This window comes from Gemmiger formicilis, assembly GCF_024462815.1.
Taxonomy (GTDB): domain Bacteria; phylum Bacillota; class Clostridia; order Oscillospirales; family Ruminococcaceae; genus Gemmiger.
This window is the reverse complement of record NZ_JANGCG010000003.1, coordinates 192,848-211,200: the sequence shown is the minus strand read 5'-3', so window position 1 is coordinate 211,200 and position 18,353 is coordinate 192,848. Positions and strand designations below refer to the sequence as shown.

19 protein-coding genes are annotated in these 18,353 nt (G+C 50.6%); 8 read left to right on the top strand and 11 right to left on the bottom strand.

From position 1 onward, the window contains the following. Positions 1-336, top strand: a 336-nt coding sequence (locus NE623_RS04975; protein WP_256272529.1) for a tyrosine-type recombinase/integrase, incomplete at its 5' end; no start/stop codon positions are given. Positions 337-384: 48 nt separating this feature from the next. Here NE623_RS04975 and NE623_RS04970 read toward each other — a convergent pair. From NE623_RS04970 to NE623_RS04945, 6 genes are all read right to left on the bottom strand, one after another. Next, positions 385-1,035, bottom strand: coding sequence for an amidoligase family protein (locus tag NE623_RS04970; RefSeq protein ID WP_256272530.1), 651 nt, complete (start codon positions 1,033-1,035; stop codon positions 385-387). Further along, a complete protein-coding gene (gene dcm / locus NE623_RS04965; RefSeq protein WP_256272531.1) occupies positions 1,025-2,257 on the bottom strand; it encodes a DNA (cytosine-5-)-methyltransferase in 1,233 nt (410 codons plus the stop codon). The genes NE623_RS04970 and dcm overlap by 11 nt, the downstream gene beginning before the upstream one ends. Beyond that, positions 2,244-2,642, bottom strand: coding sequence for a YlcI/YnfO family protein (locus NE623_RS04960; protein WP_256272532.1), 399 nt, complete (start codon positions 2,640-2,642; stop codon positions 2,244-2,246). The genes dcm and NE623_RS04960 overlap by 14 nt, the downstream gene beginning before the upstream one ends. Before the next feature lie 15 nt (positions 2,643-2,657). Further along, the gene (locus tag NE623_RS04955; RefSeq protein ID WP_078784663.1) at positions 2,658-2,885 is read right to left on the bottom strand and encodes a hypothetical protein; all 228 of its coding nucleotides are present in this window, start codon (positions 2,883-2,885) and stop codon (positions 2,658-2,660) included. 204 nt (positions 2,886-3,089) lie between these two features. Then, positions 3,090-3,362: a hypothetical protein gene (locus NE623_RS04950; protein ID WP_078784664.1), complete on the bottom strand. Its 273-nt coding sequence runs from the start codon at positions 3,360-3,362 to the stop codon at positions 3,090-3,092. Then, on the bottom strand, positions 3,359-4,288 hold the full coding sequence (locus NE623_RS04945; RefSeq protein WP_256272533.1) for a ParM/StbA family protein: 930 nt from the start codon (positions 4,286-4,288) through the stop codon (positions 3,359-3,361). Before NE623_RS04945 ends, NE623_RS04950 begins: the two co-directional genes overlap by 4 nt. 269 nt (positions 4,289-4,557) lie before the next feature. Here NE623_RS04945 and NE623_RS04940 point away from each other — a divergent pair, with 269 nt between their 5' ends. Further along, positions 4,558-5,391 (top strand): hypothetical protein, encoded by an 834-nt coding sequence (locus NE623_RS04940; RefSeq protein ID WP_256272534.1) that lies wholly within the window; start codon positions 4,558-4,560, stop codon positions 5,389-5,391. A gap of 218 nt (positions 5,392-5,609) precedes the next feature. Beyond that, positions 5,610-5,840, top strand: coding sequence for a DUF6718 family protein (locus tag NE623_RS04935; protein ID WP_256272535.1), 231 nt, complete (start codon positions 5,610-5,612; stop codon positions 5,838-5,840). A gap of 271 nt (positions 5,841-6,111) precedes the next feature. Here NE623_RS04935 and NE623_RS04930 read toward each other — a convergent pair whose 3' ends face one another. Further along, positions 6,112-6,555 carry a tyrosine-type recombinase/integrase gene (locus tag NE623_RS04930; protein WP_256272536.1) on the bottom strand — a complete coding sequence of 148 codons (444 nt, stop codon included), beginning with the start codon at positions 6,553-6,555 and terminating at the stop codon, positions 6,112-6,114. Positions 6,556-6,577: 22 nt separating this feature from the next. Continuing rightward, the gene (locus tag NE623_RS04925; protein ID WP_256272537.1) at positions 6,578-6,958 is read right to left on the bottom strand and encodes a hypothetical protein; all 381 of its coding nucleotides are present in this window, start codon (positions 6,956-6,958) and stop codon (positions 6,578-6,580) included. A gap of 491 nt (positions 6,959-7,449) precedes the next feature. Here NE623_RS04925 and NE623_RS04920 point away from each other — a divergent pair, with 491 nt between their 5' ends. From NE623_RS04920 to NE623_RS04910, 3 genes are all read left to right on the top strand, one after another. Beyond that, positions 7,450-7,926, top strand: a complete 477-nt coding sequence (locus tag NE623_RS04920; protein ID WP_256272538.1) for a pyridoxamine 5'-phosphate oxidase family protein — start codon at positions 7,450-7,452, stop codon at positions 7,924-7,926. Positions 7,927-8,085: 159 nt separating this feature from the next. Then, entirely contained in the window at positions 8,086-8,622 is a 537-nt protein-coding gene (locus NE623_RS04915) for a TIGR00730 family Rossman fold protein (RefSeq protein WP_256272539.1), read from the top strand. Positions 8,623-8,633: 11 nt separating this feature from the next. Beyond that, on the top strand, positions 8,634-9,035 hold the full coding sequence (locus NE623_RS04910) for a DUF2500 domain-containing protein (RefSeq protein WP_256272540.1): 402 nt from the start codon (positions 8,634-8,636) through the stop codon (positions 9,033-9,035). A 269-nt stretch (positions 9,036-9,304) separates the two neighbouring features. Here NE623_RS04910 and treR read toward each other — a convergent pair whose 3' ends face one another. Continuing rightward, complete coding sequence (gene treR / locus NE623_RS04905; protein WP_256272541.1) at positions 9,305-10,027, bottom strand: trehalose operon repressor; 723 nt, start codon at positions 10,025-10,027, stop codon at positions 9,305-9,307. A 234-nt stretch (positions 10,028-10,261) separates the two neighbouring features. Between treR and treP the strand changes: the two genes are divergently transcribed. After that, complete coding sequence (gene treP, locus NE623_RS04900; RefSeq protein ID WP_370866686.1) at positions 10,262-11,677, top strand: PTS system trehalose-specific EIIBC component; 1,416 nt, start codon at positions 10,262-10,264, stop codon at positions 11,675-11,677. A gap of 29 nt (positions 11,678-11,706) precedes the next feature. Further along, on the top strand, positions 11,707-13,350 hold the full coding sequence (treC, locus tag NE623_RS04895) for an alpha,alpha-phosphotrehalase (RefSeq protein ID WP_256272542.1): 1,644 nt from the start codon (positions 11,707-11,709) through the stop codon (positions 13,348-13,350). Between the two features lie 337 nt (positions 13,351-13,687). Here treC and NE623_RS04890 read toward each other — a convergent pair whose 3' ends face one another. Then, complete coding sequence (locus NE623_RS04890) at positions 13,688-15,301, bottom strand: bacterial Ig-like domain-containing protein (protein WP_256272543.1); 1,614 nt, start codon at positions 15,299-15,301, stop codon at positions 13,688-13,690. A 13-nt stretch (positions 15,302-15,314) separates the two neighbouring features. Next, positions 15,315-18,281 (bottom strand): beta-glucosidase, encoded by a 2,967-nt coding sequence (locus NE623_RS04885; protein WP_256272544.1) that lies wholly within the window; start codon positions 18,279-18,281, stop codon positions 15,315-15,317. Positions 18,282-18,353 lie beyond the last annotated feature (72 nt).

The window sequence follows — 18,353 nt, the reverse complement described above, 5'->3', positions numbered from 1 at the left end:
CCGCAAGGAAAAAAGTTGACTCGCAGCGGTGTTTCCTACGTGCTAGCAAAATATAGCCACAAAGCAAATACTGCGGTGGATTCATTTTTTCCGCAGATTACACCGCATTGTCTCCGGCATTCTAAAGCAATGCATCTTGTTGAGGCAGGCAAAAATCTCATTTATATTCGTGACTTTTTAGGGCACGAATCTATTGAGACAACACAGGTTTACGCAAAAGCTAATCCCGAAGCCCGGCGCAAGGCATTAGAAACAATGGACACGAGGATGAATACGCCTGCCATGCCGGATTGGAACGACGACCCTGACTTAAAGGCGTTTTTAAAGACCTTGTAGAAAATTATGCTGAGATTTCTGGTGAACAGTCTCGAAGTAACGTCTGTTCTAAAAGATTCTCAGCATAACTTTTTTCTGCGCATAAAAGGCGTGATACCGGCTCTGGTGGTAGTGATAGTCGCTGCCGTCCCGCCCGCGATACCAGCGGTCTTTCAGCTGATCCATACTCGCGCCGCTGGGCAGCTTGCGGATTTCTTCCAGAATCGGCTCATCCACCGCCTGACAGTAGCTGTCGATGCGGGCAGGGTTGACTTTGAGTGCTGCAAACAAAATGTCCTCTTTGGAATACATGATGGACAGCACATTCTTGAGGCTCTGCGGCGTGTGCTTGCTTGCATCCACATGGACGTGCATTCCGCAGCTGTCGTTTACGATGCCGCCTGCGCGGCGTAAGGAACGGACAACCTCCTGCAGCTTTTCCATTTCGCTGTATTCAAGCTTGGGGGAGTTCAGTTCGACCTTATAGGTCTCCCCGATAAGAACAGACCGCCTGCGGCATTCGGGATGGATACTGCTGTCCCGAACGATTTTCCACACTTTTCCGTCCAAATCTTTGACCCCGTAGGCATCGTAGCCACCACCGGAATGCTCGGCACGGGTGCCAAACAGGTCGGCCAGTGTTTGGGCTGCCGTGGCGCGGTTTATCCCAGTCAGTTCGATTTCACAGCCAAAATACTGGTCACGGAAATCAAGGGGCAAGCGCCTCACCCCGTAGTTCTGCATCCATCTTGGCAATGCGCCGTCCGATGGCTTCCACTACATTGACCGTCACACCGTTGCCTGCCTGTTTGTAGGCTTGGTTATCGCTCTGGATGGCAAGCACCGTGTCGATGCGGTCATCCGCCCAGCCCTGCAACCGCAGACATTCGCGCGGTGTCAGGCGGCGGATGCGCCCCTCACACAGAACACCGTGACGGTCTTTCGTAGTAAGGGTATGCATGGGTGCGCCGGGCTTGCCGGTGCGTTCGGTGTTGCGGGCGAGGTCGGACTTGATGGGATTTTTAACCGGGCGAACTTCAACAGTACCTTGTCGGCAGCCCGTTGTAAGTGTATGCGCAATCTCTTTGCCGACCCGCCCGCGCCGACTGTTGACTGTGGCGTAACTCAGGTCGATGCTGTCACCGACCTGTGCCATCTGGTAGCCGGTTTTTGTGGCGCACTTGATCGGCACTCCCACCTCGTACAGCCCGGTCTTGCCGCCGAACCCGCCCGGATTGGCAGCCAGCGTACAACTCAGTCCTTCGGGGGAGTAGACTCGTTCTCCTTGATGCCCGCCGTGGGTTTGAATAAGAGAACTCCCTGCTGTTTCGGTGAAAGGAAGAACTTTTCCTCTACATCGCTCATCAAGATATCCGACAATGTACACGCGGTTTCTTGACTGGGGAACGCCGAAATCTTTGCTGTTAAGACATTGCCATTCCACGCCATACCCCAGTCTGTCCAGCGTGTTAAGGATCGTCGCAAATGTCCGCCCTCCGTCATGAGATAACAGGCCGGGTACATTTTCAAACAGCAGATACGGAGGCTTCCGGGCTTCAGCCAGGCGGGCCAGTTCAAAGAATAGAGTGCCGCGTGGATCTCCGAATCCTTTTCGGGATCCTGCAATGCTGAAAGTCTGGCAAGGAAATCCGCCGCAGAGCAGCTGGAAGTCCGGCATGGTACTGGGGTCGGCTTTTCGGGCATCTTCAATGAACCACTCTCCCTTCGTGTCAAACAGGGCGTTGTAACTGCGGTTGGCGTATTTGTCGATTTCGCAGTGTCCTACGCATTCAAATCCTCCGGCACGGGTCAGTCCTTCGCGGAAACCGCCGATGCCGGAGAACATATCTATAAATCGAATCACCGATTTGATAACGAAAAAAGAGGCAACCAATGCTGGCTGCCCTTGCTGGTTAAGTATGTGATTTTCAGTATTGTGCATCTACCTCCATTTCGGTGCCATCTGGTTCGCCGGAGTCGACATCAGCGTTTTTCTCCGCAGCTTGCTCGGTCGTAATTCTTTCGTAGTCCTTTTCGGCTTCATCCAATTCTCTTTCAATGATGCGTACCAGAAATTCTTTCTGGCTCAGTTTGTGGTGATAGATTTGCTCGTACCTTGCAAGAAAGGTCTTGATGCGCTGGAGAAGTTCCTCGGATACCTGAAATGCTAACGTGCGTGTTGCCATGTTGCTGACTCCCTTCGGTTTCTCAAAAAATGTGGTTACGGCCTGTTCAATGAACTGCGATGTGGTGATGCCCTGTCGTTCCAGTTCTTCACGGATTTTCTGGTGCAGGTCATCCGGGATGGTTACGGTCAATTTGCTCATTTCAGCTTTCTCCTTTTATGCACCTAGTTTGTTGTTATAGTAAGCGGCCAGTTTTCCAAGATTGATGTACCACTTCACCCCGGACTGGAATGCGATGTCCGGATTTTCACGACATACTCGGCGAAGATAGTAAGGCGGAAGCTTCATGATTTCACTTGCCTGTTTGATACTGACAATTTGTGGCAGGACAATTTTTTCTACAACGCAACCCGCCGTCTGACGATCAAGCATACATTCGTTCATTTTACATTCTCCTGTTCTTAAGCTGAATTTGCAACCGCTTTTTGTCATTGATAAGTTGTTTTTCGATTGCAAAGCAAGCATATCACAAGTGCGATGACAAAGCTATTCACGAGAACCAACGATAATGAGATGCATAACTCGGCAATTATGCCCATAACCAACAATTTATGATTTTATGTTTATTACCACATGGTAATCACCACCTTAAAGTGAAGCTAAAAAGTTGATTGCGGAAGGCGGAATTATATCTGTTGCTCGGGTGCGAGGAATTGCCCCCGTCAAAGTGACTACCTGCAATTCCTCGCGCACCACCTTGCGGATGCTTTTCTCCAGCCTATCCGTCTGTTCTGCCGCAAGGATACTCTGCACCAGAAACTCCTTGCGGCGGGCTGACGGCATCTGCTGCAGCAGCTCCCATGCGCGGCGGTGCTGCGGGTCGTTGAGGTTCGGACGGAAAACGTACTGTGGGCGTTTCATGCCTCGCCTTTACGGCGCGACACGGCGGCCAACGCGCGCTCGAACCCGACAGCGTTCACCTTGTCGTCCAGCAGAAAAATCGTCTTACAAAGCGCGTCTTTAGGGCTGAGGTGGCGGCTCACCACCGATGCGCCGCCGCCCAGCAACACGGCGGGGATGGCGTGCAAATCGAATCCCGCTTCCATCGTGGCAGACAGGAGATGCTCTGTGTACTTGCGACCTTGTTTGTTCACAATGTCGCGCACCGTATCGCTGACTGTGCAGGGCTGACCCGCCAGCATATTTTCGATTTGGGCATCCGTGAGGGACAGTCCGGTTTCGCGCCGCACCTGCTCCCGGATGTCATCTACGCAGCGGATCATGCCGAGCTCCAAGCTGTGGGCGGTGTCGGTCGCAGGGATGGCGTTGTCGATGCGCATGAGGTCCACTGTCCAGCCGCCCAAGTCCATGAGGAGCATGGACGGCTCGTCCTGCAAAAGCCCCACTTCGGTCATAAGGGCGGCGTAGCCTTGGGGGAAGATGGCAACTTCCTCAATCGTAATGCTGTACTCCACGCCCTCGAAGCGGAAACTCACAGGTTGCTTGCTTCGCAGTAGATAATCTCTGAACTTGGGTTTGTCGCGTCCGAAACTCGTCAGCGGCAGCCCCGCCGCAATGCGCACAGAACATTCGGGCGGCAGACCACGCTGCTTGATTTCCTTGGCGATAGCCGCCAGCGTCAGCAGGTAGTAGTTGTCATTCACTGTCTTATCCCGCTGGATAGGTTGCCTTCCGGAGCCACAAACAAAAAAGCACCCGCCAAACTCTAAGAGTCCTTGGCGGGTGTAGGGTTCATGTTCTCCGTAGCTTGTCAGCCCAGCCGGGAATGAACAGTGGGCCGTTTTGATAGCATAGTAGCCGTGGTCGATGCCGATAATGATGCTCATGGAAAATACCTTCTTTCTTTTTATAATTGTTTGATTTCTAGCGGTATATCTGATAATATTATATATAATGACTTGATAATGCGTTTTAAATTGTAGGTTAGCTAAATCACAAAATATTCACTGTGTTTTGTCAAGCGATAAATAACAAATGACCCATGTGACACCCTTTTTCTACCGTGATTTGTGTCATTTTACTCTTAGCCTATTCTTAACAACAATTTTGTCTCCGCAACGATTAGAGGCTGTCTTTATTGGAGAGGACACTAACCATGCACATTTTAATAAAGTTCTTCTCACAAAAATCATATTTAAGGGAATTCGTTTCTGGCAAGCTTTATATGAATAGTCTTGATTACTTCTGGAACAATGGATTTTATGAGCAAAAAGACATCTTTGAAGGAGTTGTGTGTACAGTTCCAGTCAGAGACTTTAATGAAATGCCATTGGACTTTCAAGCCGTGCAAGCCAGTGATTATCATTTTAGAGCAGATGGATATAGGTTTTGTAATGTTCTTTGCTTTTATAAAGTAGAACTCACACAAAGCGGAAGAGTTTTCAGCTACAACCTAAATCCATCTATGTCACGTTTTGGAGATTATGTTGCAATTATCACAAATGAGATGGAATTTTTGAAACGTATTAAATCGACGGTAAGAAATCACAACTATCAAGTATTGTGCGGCGATGTCCATTACCACCCTCAAATGATAAATGGTATACAAAGTAAGCCTGGACCAAGGGTGTATTTAGAAGCTGAAGGGAAAAAATTTACAATAGAAGAATTACAACGCAAAGGATTTAGTATTCGGAAGAGGGATTGCTTTGATAAAGGTTCCCAGTATATGAACCAATGCGAATGGAGGGTTGCTTTATATCGGAGTTATAAATGTACGGATGCTTATAAACTAGATGTAGGAGACTTATCAGACATCGTTCGTTGCTTCAAGACAACAGATATTCAGGATGGTATTGATAGCTGTTTGAAGCGCCATATGTATTGTGATACTGAAGGATGGTATGGAACCGTTAATCGAAGAGAAATGCGTGAATTGTTTTATCACCTAGGAGACGGTAAGACGACTATGTTTTCAGTCATTGGATAATGAAAAGTGGTGCGCTTGCTTTTATAGGAATAAATTATGTCTGTTACCTCGTGCAGCATATAACAATAAAAACTAGGACTCTGCAACAAAATTTCTTTCAAATTTCCATGTTGTTATTTCGCAGAAAAACGTTTATACTTAATGGATGCCAGTATAGCAATGAAAGTCGCTTAGCTTTCTAAATCTTCTTGAATCGGGCAAAAAATAAAGGTAAGCAAATGTGTTATGTTATCGCTAAAGACCGCTATGCTCACGGCTGCATAGCATTTGAAACCGTGCATGGGAAGCATCTGGTCGATTTGAAACGGTCGCTGGATGAAGCCCTTGGCAATACCGGCGTAGAAATCATGACTATCAGCCGCCCCGAAGCCTATGGCGAGTACGCACCTTATCACTTTGTGCAAACTGAGGAAGAGTTTATAAAGCAGACTCTTGCCCTGCGACCATAACCTCTAATTTTGTGCGTAACTTTTAATCCCACTCCTCTCCAAAACCCATCTACCAATTCATCTACGGACCCACATTTTGGTTGAGAAACGCTGCGGAAATAACTACACATTACCTAAAATCAGTTGCTCTTATTTGTGGAATACCAACAAAATTTTACGGTGATTCCGAAATTTTTACCAGCGATGCTTTCTCATAACCGCTTGGTCGCGGGTTCAAATCCTGCCTGGCCCACCAAAAAGGACGTGCAAACGCTGGTTTGCGCGTCCATTTTTATTTTTCGGGGTCATCAGAGCGGTAGATGGGTCCGTAGAGAGTTTTGCTCATCTGGCTGCGGATGGAATCCTGCCGCTTGTGGTAGACCTGCGTATAAATTTCCAGTGTCGTGCTTGGCTGCGCGTGCCCGGCCTCTGCCGCAACCGTTGCCACGCCGATATCCGGGTTGGAGAGCAGGATACTGACAAAGGTGTGGCGGAACATATGCGGGTTGATTTTGCGGATGCCCGCTTTCTCGGCCACGCGGTCAACAATTTTGCCGTAGTGGTCTGGGCTGATGGGCCAGCCGAAATCATTGATAACAATAAAATTCCGGCCGCGCAGCTTTTCAAGAGATTCCCGGTGGTTCTCCCATTTGCCGTCCATGCAGTTCTGCCACGCGCTGCCCATGCGTTGCTTTTGCCGCAACCATTCTTTCCGATAGGTTTTCATGTACTCCATAAATTCGGGTGCCACATCAATGTCACGGATATTGTTTCCTTTCGTGGTTGTAAGGTGATACGCTCCGCATAGTTTCATTTGCGGCGGTGCGCAGTTGGCGCTGACCATGGGTCACGCCGCGAATATCACGCGGCGCGGTCTTGGAGGTAACAGCTTTTTCTTTTGCCCGCCGTCGGGGCAAATCTGCCCCACGGTGCGGGCGTTGCGCCGCATCGGGCGGCGTGCCGCGTTCAGCCTGTTTCGGGTCGACACCGCGCTCCCGGTATTTTTCTACCTGTTTGCGAGCAAACTTGCGCCCCTGCCGCACGGTGAAATCTGTGTTTTGCTTGATGGTCGAATAAGATATATCAGCCACCGCCCCACCAGTATCATTGGCGGCAGTATAGTCGCCATTCTCCTGCATGGAGGTGTTTTCTTGTGGCTTGGTTCGGCTTTTCTCCTTGGCTTCTGTCCATGCCTTTTCAACGCTACTTTGTAGATTTTCACCGCAGTATTGTTTTTCGGTATACGCACGGTTGGCTTTTCTTTAATATCTTTCATGGCATCACCCCTGTCATAAATTATTCAAATAGAATTTCAAAATCGTTCAAAAGGCTTTTAAATTCTGCACACAAGTCGCCGCTATAATAAATCTCGTAATCAAGAAACAACCGCAGGAAGCATCCCGCACTCACCACTGCGCCTTAGACCATGCCAGAGCAATCGCTCGGTCAAGGCCAGACAACAAATTAGGCTAAAAGGCCATTACATATAAAAACAATGCTGTATCTTCCGGATTTGGAGGATGCAGCATTTCTTTTTATCGCAAATTGTCGTATAATAGTGCTATATTCCAGATGCGTCACAACAAAGCCTGACACAGGCATAAAACGGAGGAAAGGGAAGGAAAACGGAATGTTCAGAGAAATGCGCAGAAAGAAAAACGAAATCTCAATCGATATGGCAAAGCAGCTGCTGGCGTCCAGTCGGCGTGGTGTGCTTGCTATGAACGGCGATGACGGATACCCGTATGCCATACCGGTAAACTATCTTTACGATGACAAGGCACAGAGGATTTATCTCCACGGTGCAAAGACAGGGCATAAAGTCGATGCCTTGCGTGCCTGCGATAAGGTGTGCTTCACCGTATATGGGAATGAAACCGTCAGAACGGAAAGCTGGGCACCGTTCATGCAGAGCGTTGTGGTGTTCGGCAGATGCCATCTGATGGATGCCGGTTCGGAGGCAACGCGGCGTTTAAAGCAGTTTGCCATGAAATACTATCCCAGCGAACAGCTTGTCGATGAAGAAATTGCGCATGCCGGAAAAGCAGTACAGGTCTTTGAAATCGAAATCGAGCATATGAGCGGGAAAGAAATTCAAGAGCGCTGATTGCATTGCACGACTGTCACTTGAGCAGGTAATGCGCAAAAAGTTGGGGTTGAGCAAAAATGAATTGAAAAGTGTAGTGGGGCACGGATATATTCTCGCTAAAAGCAGCAGCACAAACGCCCCGAATACACAAGTATAATACAGCAGGAGGAAACCAACATGAACATCACCGTGTACTTAGGTGCGAACGAAGGCAATGACCCGCGCCTGCGGAAATCCGTGGAGGAACTCGGCGCATGGATTGGCAGCAGCGGGAATGCGCTTGTCTATGGCGGCTCGAAATCCGGGCTCATGGGCGCAATCGCAGACAGTGTCCTGCAGGCTGGCGGTGAAGTAACAGGCATTGAGCCGCAGTTCTTTATCGAGAACGAGTTACAGCACGATGGCTTGACCAGGCTTATCGTGACCAAAGACATGGCAGAGCGGAAGGCTAAGATGATTGAGCTCGGCGATGCCTTTATTGCTTTCCCCGGTGGTACGGGCACATTAGAGGAAATCGCAGAGGTCATGTCCAAAGTATCCCTGAAACACTTAGACGCACCGTGCATCCTTTACAACCTGAACGGCTACTATGATGATTTGAAGGCACTGCTGACAAAGATGATTGACAAAGGTCTTTCCTCGAAAGAACGGCAGGAAGGCATCTACTTTGCCGAGGACCTCGATGAGATAAAGCAAATCCTAAACAGAGTATAAGGAGAAGTACCATGTTGTTTGGCTTGTTCGACCAGTTGTTTCCCCTCATGTTTACCGCCGTCTTCCTTTTCATTGTCGGCACATTCATTTACACTGCCGTTATAGGGTTCAACACATGGCATAAGAACAATCAATCCCCGAGATTAACCGTGCCAGCCAGGGTCGTGACTAAGCGGCAGAACACGACCCGTCACAGCCATCCGGCGGCAGGCGACGCTTCCGGAGCTCATGGGTTCCATAGCACGACGAGCACTTCCTACTATGTCACCTTCGAGGTTGAGAGTGGTGACCGCATCGAGTTCGCTGTACGTGGGCAGGACTACGGTATGCTCGTGGAAGGCGATACGGGTAGGCTGAGTTTTCAGGGAACAAGGTTTCTGGGCTTCGAGAGAGATATCGGGAATGATTTCTGAGCGAAGAGAAGGATACGACCTTGGGCTTCAATGAAAGAGCCGGGAAGAGGTATAAGAGGGAATGTACTCCTGTATCGTATAAAAGGATAAAGAAGCTACAGGTATATTATCCCCTTACGATGCTTCCGCTCTGACATCTGCCCGGTAATGCACTGGGCAGCACGGCAAGGTTCATCACAAAACCGTGTCTGAAACAGCGAGTAATGCGGTTTTCCACCATACACTACGGGTGTAGTGCATGACGAGCATCCAGCCTGAAAGGGCGATGCTCATTTTTTTCGGGTGGCAATGTCCTGAAAGCAGAAATAATCCGGCTGGTGATGGGACTGCGTAAATTCAAACAGCATCCCGGAGGCATTGAATGTCTGGTCTGTTACAACGGCAACGCAGTCATAGCTGTCCATGGCAAGGACTTTTTCATCCTGCGCGGTGGCGTGTTCCACTGTGATACGGCGCTTACTGGTGATAATCTGCATACCCAATGTGTTTTCTATATAATCGTAGATGGAGTTGGCCGCAATCTCGGGGGTCAGACCGGGAACAAACTCTGTCAAAAAATAGTTGATATCCAAAATGAGTGCTTTTCCATCCAGATACCGCACCCGGCGAATGTACCACAATTCATCGCCCACGGAAAACCCACTCAGCGAGGCAAGGCGCTCATCGGCAATGACGGTTTTAAATTCCAAAACCTTTGTCACTGCGTGTAATCGGTTTCGCCGCGCGGTTTCCTGAAAAGTTTCTATGCCTCCGATGGTAAATGTGGTTTTTCCCACCGGTTGATAAATCACCCGTACTCCGCGCCCCTGCATGGCCTGCACATAGCCATCGTTGGTCAGTTCAGCCAGCGCACGGCGAACCGTGTTGCGGGAGCAGGCGTATTCCTCGAGCAATGTATTCTCACTGGGCAGCAGGGACTGATAGGGATAGTCCTGCGCTTCAATACGCTTTTTTAAGCTGTGATAAATTCCTTCGTATTTTGCTTTTGGCATGGCGGCAGTCCCCCTTCAACTTGTTCAAACATTTGATTTAGTATATCGTATTTTCAGCCAAAATTCAAGAGGAGAATTTGTGCGCTGCACCGAATTTCATGCCTACACATAGAATTTCCGGAAAAGCGCTCGACTTGTATGAACAAGTTCACTATACTGAGGCTGTAAGCCAAACTTGTTCATACAAGTTTGAATATCCGCTTTAGCGGGATTCTGAAGGAGGAAAAAAATAAAATGGGTAAGTACGAACAGGATGCACGGCTGTTGCTTGAGTATGTCGGCGGAAAAGAGAACATTGCGGCGGTATCTCACTGCGTATCGCGTATGCGCTTTGTTCTGAATGACCCTGCCAAGGCAGATGTTGCCAAAATCGAGTCTCTGAAATCTGCCAAAGGTACATTCACACAGGCCGGGCAATTTCAGGTGATTATCGGCAACACGGTCAACGATTTTTACAATGATTTTATCGCGGTATCCGGCATTGATGGTGTTTCCAAAGACGCCGTCAAGAGCGCGGCCAAGCAGAATCAGAACACACTGCAAAGAATTATGAGCGTGCTGGCTGAAATCTTTGCCCCGCTGATTCCCGCCATCATCACCGGCGGTCTGATTCTGGGCTTCCGCAACTGTATTGACAGTATTTATTTGTTTGGCAACGGCACACAGACGCTTTGTGATATCAGTCAGTTCTGGTCCGGTGTTGACAGCTTCCTTTGGCTGATTGGCGAAGCTATCTTCCATATGCTGCCGGTCTGCATCTGCTGGTCCGTTACCAAAAAGATGGGCACCACGCAGAGCCTTGGCATCGTGCTGGGCCTGACGCTGGTTTCCGGCCAGCTTCTTAACGCCTACGCGGTGGCCTCCACGGCGGCAGCCGACATCCCCAAATGGGACTTTGGCTTTTTCACGATCAATATGATTGGCTATCAGGCGCAGGTCATTCCGGCTATGCTGGCCGCGTTTACGCTCGTGTATCTGGAGCGCTTTTTCCGTAAAGTCTGCCCGCCGGTCGTTTCCATGATTGTGGTTCCGTTCTGCTCTTTGGTGCCGGCCGTTATCATCGCCCACACGGTTCTCGGCCCCATCGGCTGGAAAATCGGTTCTGTCATCTCCGATGTGGTTTATGCAGGTATCTCCGGCTCTTTCCGCGTTGTGTTCGGTGCTATTTTCGGTTTTGTTTATGCGCCGCTTGTTATTACCGGTCTGCATCATATGTCCAACGCCATTGATATGCAGCTGATTGCCGACTTTGGCGGCACCATGCTGTGGCCGATGATTGCACTGTCCAACATTGCACAGGGTTCTGCCGTTCTCGGTATGATTTATCTCCAGCGCAAAAATGCCGCCGCACAGGAAGTTAATGTTCCTTCCTGCATCTCCTGCTATCTGGGTGTTACTGAGCCGGCCATGTTCGGTGTCAACCTCAAGTATCACTTCCCATTTGTCTGCGGCATGATTGGTTCCGCAACAGCCGCAGTGGTCTGTGTGGCAACCTCCACCACGGCTAACGCAATCGGCGTCGGCGGTATCCCCGGCATTCTGTCTATCCAGCCGACCTATATGCTCAGCTTTGCGCTGTGTATGTTGATTGCTATTGTCGTCCCCTTTGTGCTGACGGTTGCCATCGGCAAGAAAAAAGGCGTTGCCTGATTCGGTTCTGAATGTAAGTGGGGTTTGCAATGTACAATTTCAAGGACAAGGTTGTCTACCAAATTTACCCGAAATCCTTTCATGATTCCAACGGGGATGGCTTTGGCGATTTGAAAGGCGTCACCCAAAAGCTGGACTATTTGGCGGATTTGGGTGTGGATTACCTATGGCTGACACCGTTTTTCCCTTCACCCCAGCGGGACAACGGCTACGATGTGGCCAACTACCGTGCGGTGGATTCCCGTTACGGCACGATGGATGATTTGGACGAATTGATTCGGGAAGCCGACAAGCGCGGTATTGGCCTGATGCTGGATATGGTGTTCAACCATACCTCCACCGAGCATGACTGGTTTCAAAAAGCATTGGCAGGCGATAAAAAATACCAGGACTACTACATTTTCAAGGATGGCTCTCCCGACCGCTGCCCCACAAACTGGGTGTCCAAATTCGGAGGCTCCGCGTGGGAGTATGTGCCGCAGTTGGGCAAATGGTATCTGCATTTGTTTGATGTCATGCAGGCTGATTTGAACTGGGAGAATCCTGCTGTGCGTGCCGAAATGGCCGACATCCTGCGCTTTTGGAAAGCGAGGGGAATCAAGGGCTTCCGCTTTGATGTAGTCAATCTTATCTCCAAACCGGAACTGTACGAAGACGACTTGGAGGGCGATGGCCGTCGCTTCTATACGGATGGCTGCAATGTCGGCAAGTATCTGAAAGAACTGGTGGCCGCAGGCGGTATTGACGGTATGATGACTGTCGGGGAGATGTCCTCCACTACGCTGGAAAACTGCATCGGGTACACATCAGAGAAAAACCATGAACTGACGATGTGCTTCAACTTCCATCACCTGAAAGTGGACTATAAAAACGGGCAAAAATGGGAGCTGATGCCCCCCGACCATGGGGCGCTGAAGCGTTTGTTCAAGACCTGGCAGGAGGGAATGCAGGAACACGGCGGCTGGAACGCTTTGTTTTGGTGCAATCACGACCAGCCGCGTGCTGTCAGCCGGTTCGGCAGCGACACGACCTATTGGAGAGAAAGCGCCGAAATGCTGGCCACGGCGATTCATTGTATGCGCGGCACACCCTATATTTATCAGGGCGAGGAACTGGGCATGACGAATCCTCATTTTACAAAAATTGACCAGTACCGTGACGTGGAGAGTCTTAACTACTATAAGATTCTGCGTGAGCAAGGCAAATCCGAGGCTGAGACGCTAAATATTCTGGCACAGCGCAGCCGGGATGACAGCCGTACTCCCATGCAGTGGGACAGCAGCCCTAACGCAGGCTTTACGTCAGGTACGCCGTGGATTGGTGTGGCGGATAACTATAAGAGCATCAATGCTGCGGCGCAGACGAGCGATGCGGATTCGATTTATAGCTTCTACAAAGCGATAGTACGTTTGCGGAAGGAACACCGGGTCATAAGTGAGGGAAAAATTGAATTTCTTTACCCCGATAACACGGACCTGCTGACTTATCGGCGCTATGGCTCGGCGGACAAGGAAGAACTTCTTGTACTTTGCAACCTGACAGAGCAAGAAATCCACGCTGAACTGCCTGACGCTTGGGCGACTGCAGAAAAACTGATAGGAAACTACGAAGATAATCCTTCAGAGACCCTGCGTCCGTATGAGTGTGTTGTATTGCATACCACAAAGGAATAAAAAGTAAAGCAGCAAGAGTGTCTACTACGAAGGCAGACGCTCTTGCTGCTTTTTTAGTAGCCTTCTGCTTGGTCAGAGCCCAACCGTTGCCCTTGCCTTCGGCTGACGCTTCCTGCTACTGAGCTCTTAGTGGTCTCTCGCCACATGGTTGTTGCCCATACCGGGCGTAGCTATAGAAAAGGCCTACTGCATAAATGCAGTAGGCCTTTTCGGAGAAAAAAGTAAATATGAGAATGTCAGAATAAATCGGTGCTGCAGAGATTCACCCGCAGTGGAATGCTTTTGTACAAAAGCACCCTACCCTTTTCCGGAAGCTTCTTCCGCTTGGGAGGCTGCGTTACTCAGCAGAAACAATCGTGAGGGTGGATTCCCCGATAGAGTAGGTATTGCTGTATCCCCAGCCAGAAACCACCTCATCGTGGGCAGGAATTGTGACCTGCTTGCCGCTTTCGGTTTCGGTCATAGGCACCTCAAGCTGCTCACTGCCGTTCAGGGTCAATACCAGAGCATCGTCCTTCACTTCGACCAAGGTGCCGGAAATGGAGGCCGAACCATCTGCCGCGGTGATGCTGCATACCTTGTGCGAGTAATCCACCAGCAAGGTTGCCTCGGTAGCAGTGGGCTGTTCACCCTGAACCAGCTCATAAGAACCGGTATAATTTTCGGTCACAAGCTCTTCCACGTTGACCTCAAAGGTAGCGGTAGCACCCAGGAAATGCCCCGTTACGGTTTTGGTGCCGGTGGTGTCAGAATCATACCCGGTATAGGTGAGGCGACCATTCCAGATGGTTTCCTCTGCACCGTTGGCGCGCACTGCCGTTACAGCCAGTTCCCCGGCGTCAAAAGCATCTCCGGTATAGAAGGTACGCAGGTTGGAAGAATCAATCGTCAGGCTCTGTACCGGTGCATACGTCTGACCGTAGATGTTGATGTTACGGGTGAACATACCACCCATAACCCCATAGCTCAGGCTTGCTTCCCAGCTGTAGGCGCCATGATCGGTGTCGAAAATGTATACATCCGCATCTGCGCCGCCTTCGGTGTTGACCGGGCGGACCGTTCCGTCAGCATCCAGATTGCCGGAAATATGAACAACAAAGTTTTTCTCACCGGATTCATCGTAAGTATACCAGTAGCCGTATACCTGCGACACCACGCCGTCGCCAACAGAGGTCGTGGGACCGCTGAACGTGCCGTGCATAGAACCATCGGTGTAGCAGTACATATCCAGACAGGCCGGGTCAACAATGGTGCTGAAGCCCTCGGTGTACTGACCTTCAAAGAAGTAGGCAACTTCGCCGTTTTGTTCTTTTTCCAGCCAGGTTTCCTGCGGAATGGCCACCATATCCTCCAGAGAGGTGTTGACAAATGCGTTGTCTGCATAGTTCATATTGAAGCCTTCGGTGGAAGTCTGCTCTGCTACGGTGACATCATCGGCACCTGCTGCGGGCTGGTTGTTTTCCTGCAGGGAAACAACACCCACACAGGCCACAGCTGCAACGGCCACAGCACCGGCTGCGGTGAACTGCTTTGCATCAGCCTTGGCATTGCCGGCCTGCGTTTGCTTGCAGAAGCAGGCAATCACGCTGAGCAGCGCTGCAACCAGTGCGCCTGCCATATAAAAGACGCACAAACCTGCATTGCCACCGGCAAAGGTAACATGGTTGATTACATCGGCAAACACAAAATACAGCTGAACTACGACAAGATAAAGGGCCGCATTATAAATAACAGCCTGAATCAGCGCGCTGAAAGGAACCGAAACAAAGAAGAAAATCAAAGAAGCAGCCGCACCCACAAGCAGCACAACACCCGGAAGGGTCCCGGTATGTCCCAAAGGAGCAGCGGTTTCCTGTGTTGCCAGAAATACAATAGCGGTAATCAGGGCCACTACTGCGGCAGCAAGGCAAAGATAACTGCCGGAAGCCTTATTTTTCAATAGCTTATTCATTCTTTTCCACCTCTCAGTTCTTCGCAGAGGAACGATTTTTCCGCTTTTCCTCGGAGAAAACGTCCGTGTAGGTGTGAAGTACATACATGACGGCGGAAGCTACAACAAGGGCAATCGCAATCGCATCAATCACTCTCAGCGCGGTCTGCCACCACGGTGCAGCATCCGAAACGACCAGATCCTCAGCAGAAGCACCGCCCATGCTGGATTTCAGCATGATATAGTACAGATAATGGTTGGAATCCAAAACCTTTTGCAGCAGATCGCCGTCATCGGTGGAAGTAATCAGTTTCTCAATTTCTGTCGGGCGTGCGGTATCCAGGCAGAAAATGTTGTTGCCTGCCATCAGCATTTCCGGAGCAGAAGAATACTCAGAAGCAGTCAGAGCGTCATCAATAATATAGCCGCCGTAGTTCCATTCATCACGCAGGATATGCTGAATACCCTGGCTTGCCGCTGCGTACATAACGCCGATACGGTTGTAGGCGGTCATAACACCCAGAGAATCGCCCTCGGCCAGAGAGCCTTCAAAGGCGCGGATATAGATTTCACGGATGGACTGCTCGTTTGCAAAGGTGGAGATGCCCTGACGACCGGCTTCCTGCTCATTGAGGAAGAAATGCTTGACCGTGCCAATCAGACCCTTGTTGCGCATACCATGGGAGACGTTCTTGGCTGCGTAGTAGCTCAGCACGCCATCCTCAGAGAAATACTCGCTGGTACGGCCGGAATAGGGAGAACGCAGCGTGTCGGCACCGGGCGCATAAGCAATGGGAATAGACGCATACAATGCATCCTCGCCATACATTTCACCAAAACGGGTCTGCAGATCGTGGTTCCAAGATGCGCCGACGATGGGGAGCGTTGCCCAGCCGGTGCAGTTGCGGCGGTCGCCATACTTGAACTGACCGTTCATGCCTTCGGGGCCGTCCACGATGGTGCAGCCGGGCTTATTGACAGCCTTGACCGCTTTAATGCCCTTGGAATCGCCCATATTGATGAGCAACTCGCTCAGCGTCATCTGGGACAGGAAGTCATCCCACTTCGGGTCATCAAAGGCCACGCCCTTCATATCAATGAAGTTGATCTTTTCGTCCAGCGTAACACCCAGATTAAAGTCCGAAACGCTCTTGGCATCGGCAGCCTTTGCATAGGTCTGCATATTCAGACCATTGTACAGCTTGTCATTCACGGTCAGCGTTGCCAGCGTGACAGGGTACGTGGTATCCCATGCGCTGCGGGACAGATAGGTGATTTTCTCATCATCGTTGGCCCAGTAGTTTACATCTGCATCGTCAAATGTATTGGTAACTTCAACATCGCTGTTGTAGCGGGAAGTACGGTACTTTTCTGTGTCCACAGTCGTGTTAGGAGCGGTCCATTTGGCTGCGGCTGCGGTGTTTCCGGCAACAATATTGCCGTCCTGATCCATCAGCTTGCCTTCCACAGCACTGCCGCACTTCAGGGCAAGAACATTGTTCAGAGCCTCGTGGGCACCATTGCCGACAGCAAAGTAGTAGTCGCCCGGATCCAGAATGTAGCCCTTGGCACCGTGAGCGTCATAGGATGCAAGGAAATAGCCGGGAACCTCCAGCTGAACCGTCTCGGAAGCGCCTGCGGCAACATCCACCTTGTCGTAACCCATCAGCTGAATGGCGGACTTTTCAACAAGGTTTTCCTTGTCATAATCGGTGTACGGAGACTGCGCATACAGCTGCACCGTAGCCTTACCATCCACGCTGCCGGTATTGCTTACCGTAACCGTAGCCGTAAAGGTATCTGCATCCGCATCGTAGCTCAGGTTATCCAGTGCATACTCATAGGTTGTGTAAGAAAGGCCATAGCCGAACGGGAAGCAGACTTCCTCTGCATAGTTCCATCCGTCGGAGGACGCCTTGGCGCCCGTGGCAGAAGCTGCATTGCCCTGTCCCAGGACAGTATCCTCATAACGGGTTTCATAGTAACGGTAGCCGACGTAAATGCCCTCGTTATAGCTGACAAAGCTGTCACCGGCGGCACGAGGCGTTTTGCCCGCATAGTCATAGGCGTGCAAACCGAAGTTTTCAGCACTGGGGGCCGACAGAGAGTTTGCCGCAAAGGTTGCCTGCGTATGGCCGGAAGGATTGACCTCACCGGTCACCACACGAATGGCACCGGGCATACCATAAAAACCGGGATTGCCCACCCACAGGACTGCATCAATGTTATATTCATCCAGCCAGTCCATTTCCATCGCAAACACAGAGTTCAGCAATACGACGACCTTTTTGAACTTGCCGGAGTCCTTGATTTTCTGGAAAATGGCTTTTTCGTTGTCATCCAGCTCCAGCATACGCTTGCCCTTGTCATTGACCATGGCAAGGTCGTTGCCCTCCGTAGCAAAGCGGGAGAGCGTGACAAAGGCAACATCGCCATAGGACGCAAACGAATCTGTCACACTGCCGGTGAACAGCGCCGGATCATACTCGCCAACACTGGAAACGCTTCTTGCCTCCGGTGCCGGAGCATTTGCATAGGCGTCCAGTACCGTCTGGTTGACGTTGAAGCCCGCGCCCTGCAATGCATCAACGGGTGTCTGCTGGTATTCCTTGTTTGTAGAGGAACCGCCTGCGGTGCTGCGGAATACCGGGTCAATGCTGCCGCGGCCAAAGGCGGTCACGTTGCGTTCAGATTCAGAGAGGGGCAGTGCGTTATTGCGGTTATACAGCAGAACGCTGCCCTCCTCCTCTTCCTGCTCACAGAATTCATAGGCGGCCTGAATATAAGCAGCGTAGCTTGCATCCGTCAAAGAACCGTCTGCCGAGAATTCCGTTCCGCCGTAAGAAGCATTGGAGCCTTCAATACCAAGTGCGTGGTTTACTTCACCTTCCTGCTGAAAGGCAATCGAGGTTCCTGTCAAAACAAGGTTTGCCAGCAGAACCGCTGAACCGGTCAGACCCAGCCAACGCCGGGATTGATCGGCAGGTTGCTTTTGTGCCATAGGTTTTCTCCTCCTAAGTACTACAATGTCAGGATGGGACAGCTGCTGCGCAAGAGGCCGTGCACTGCCTTT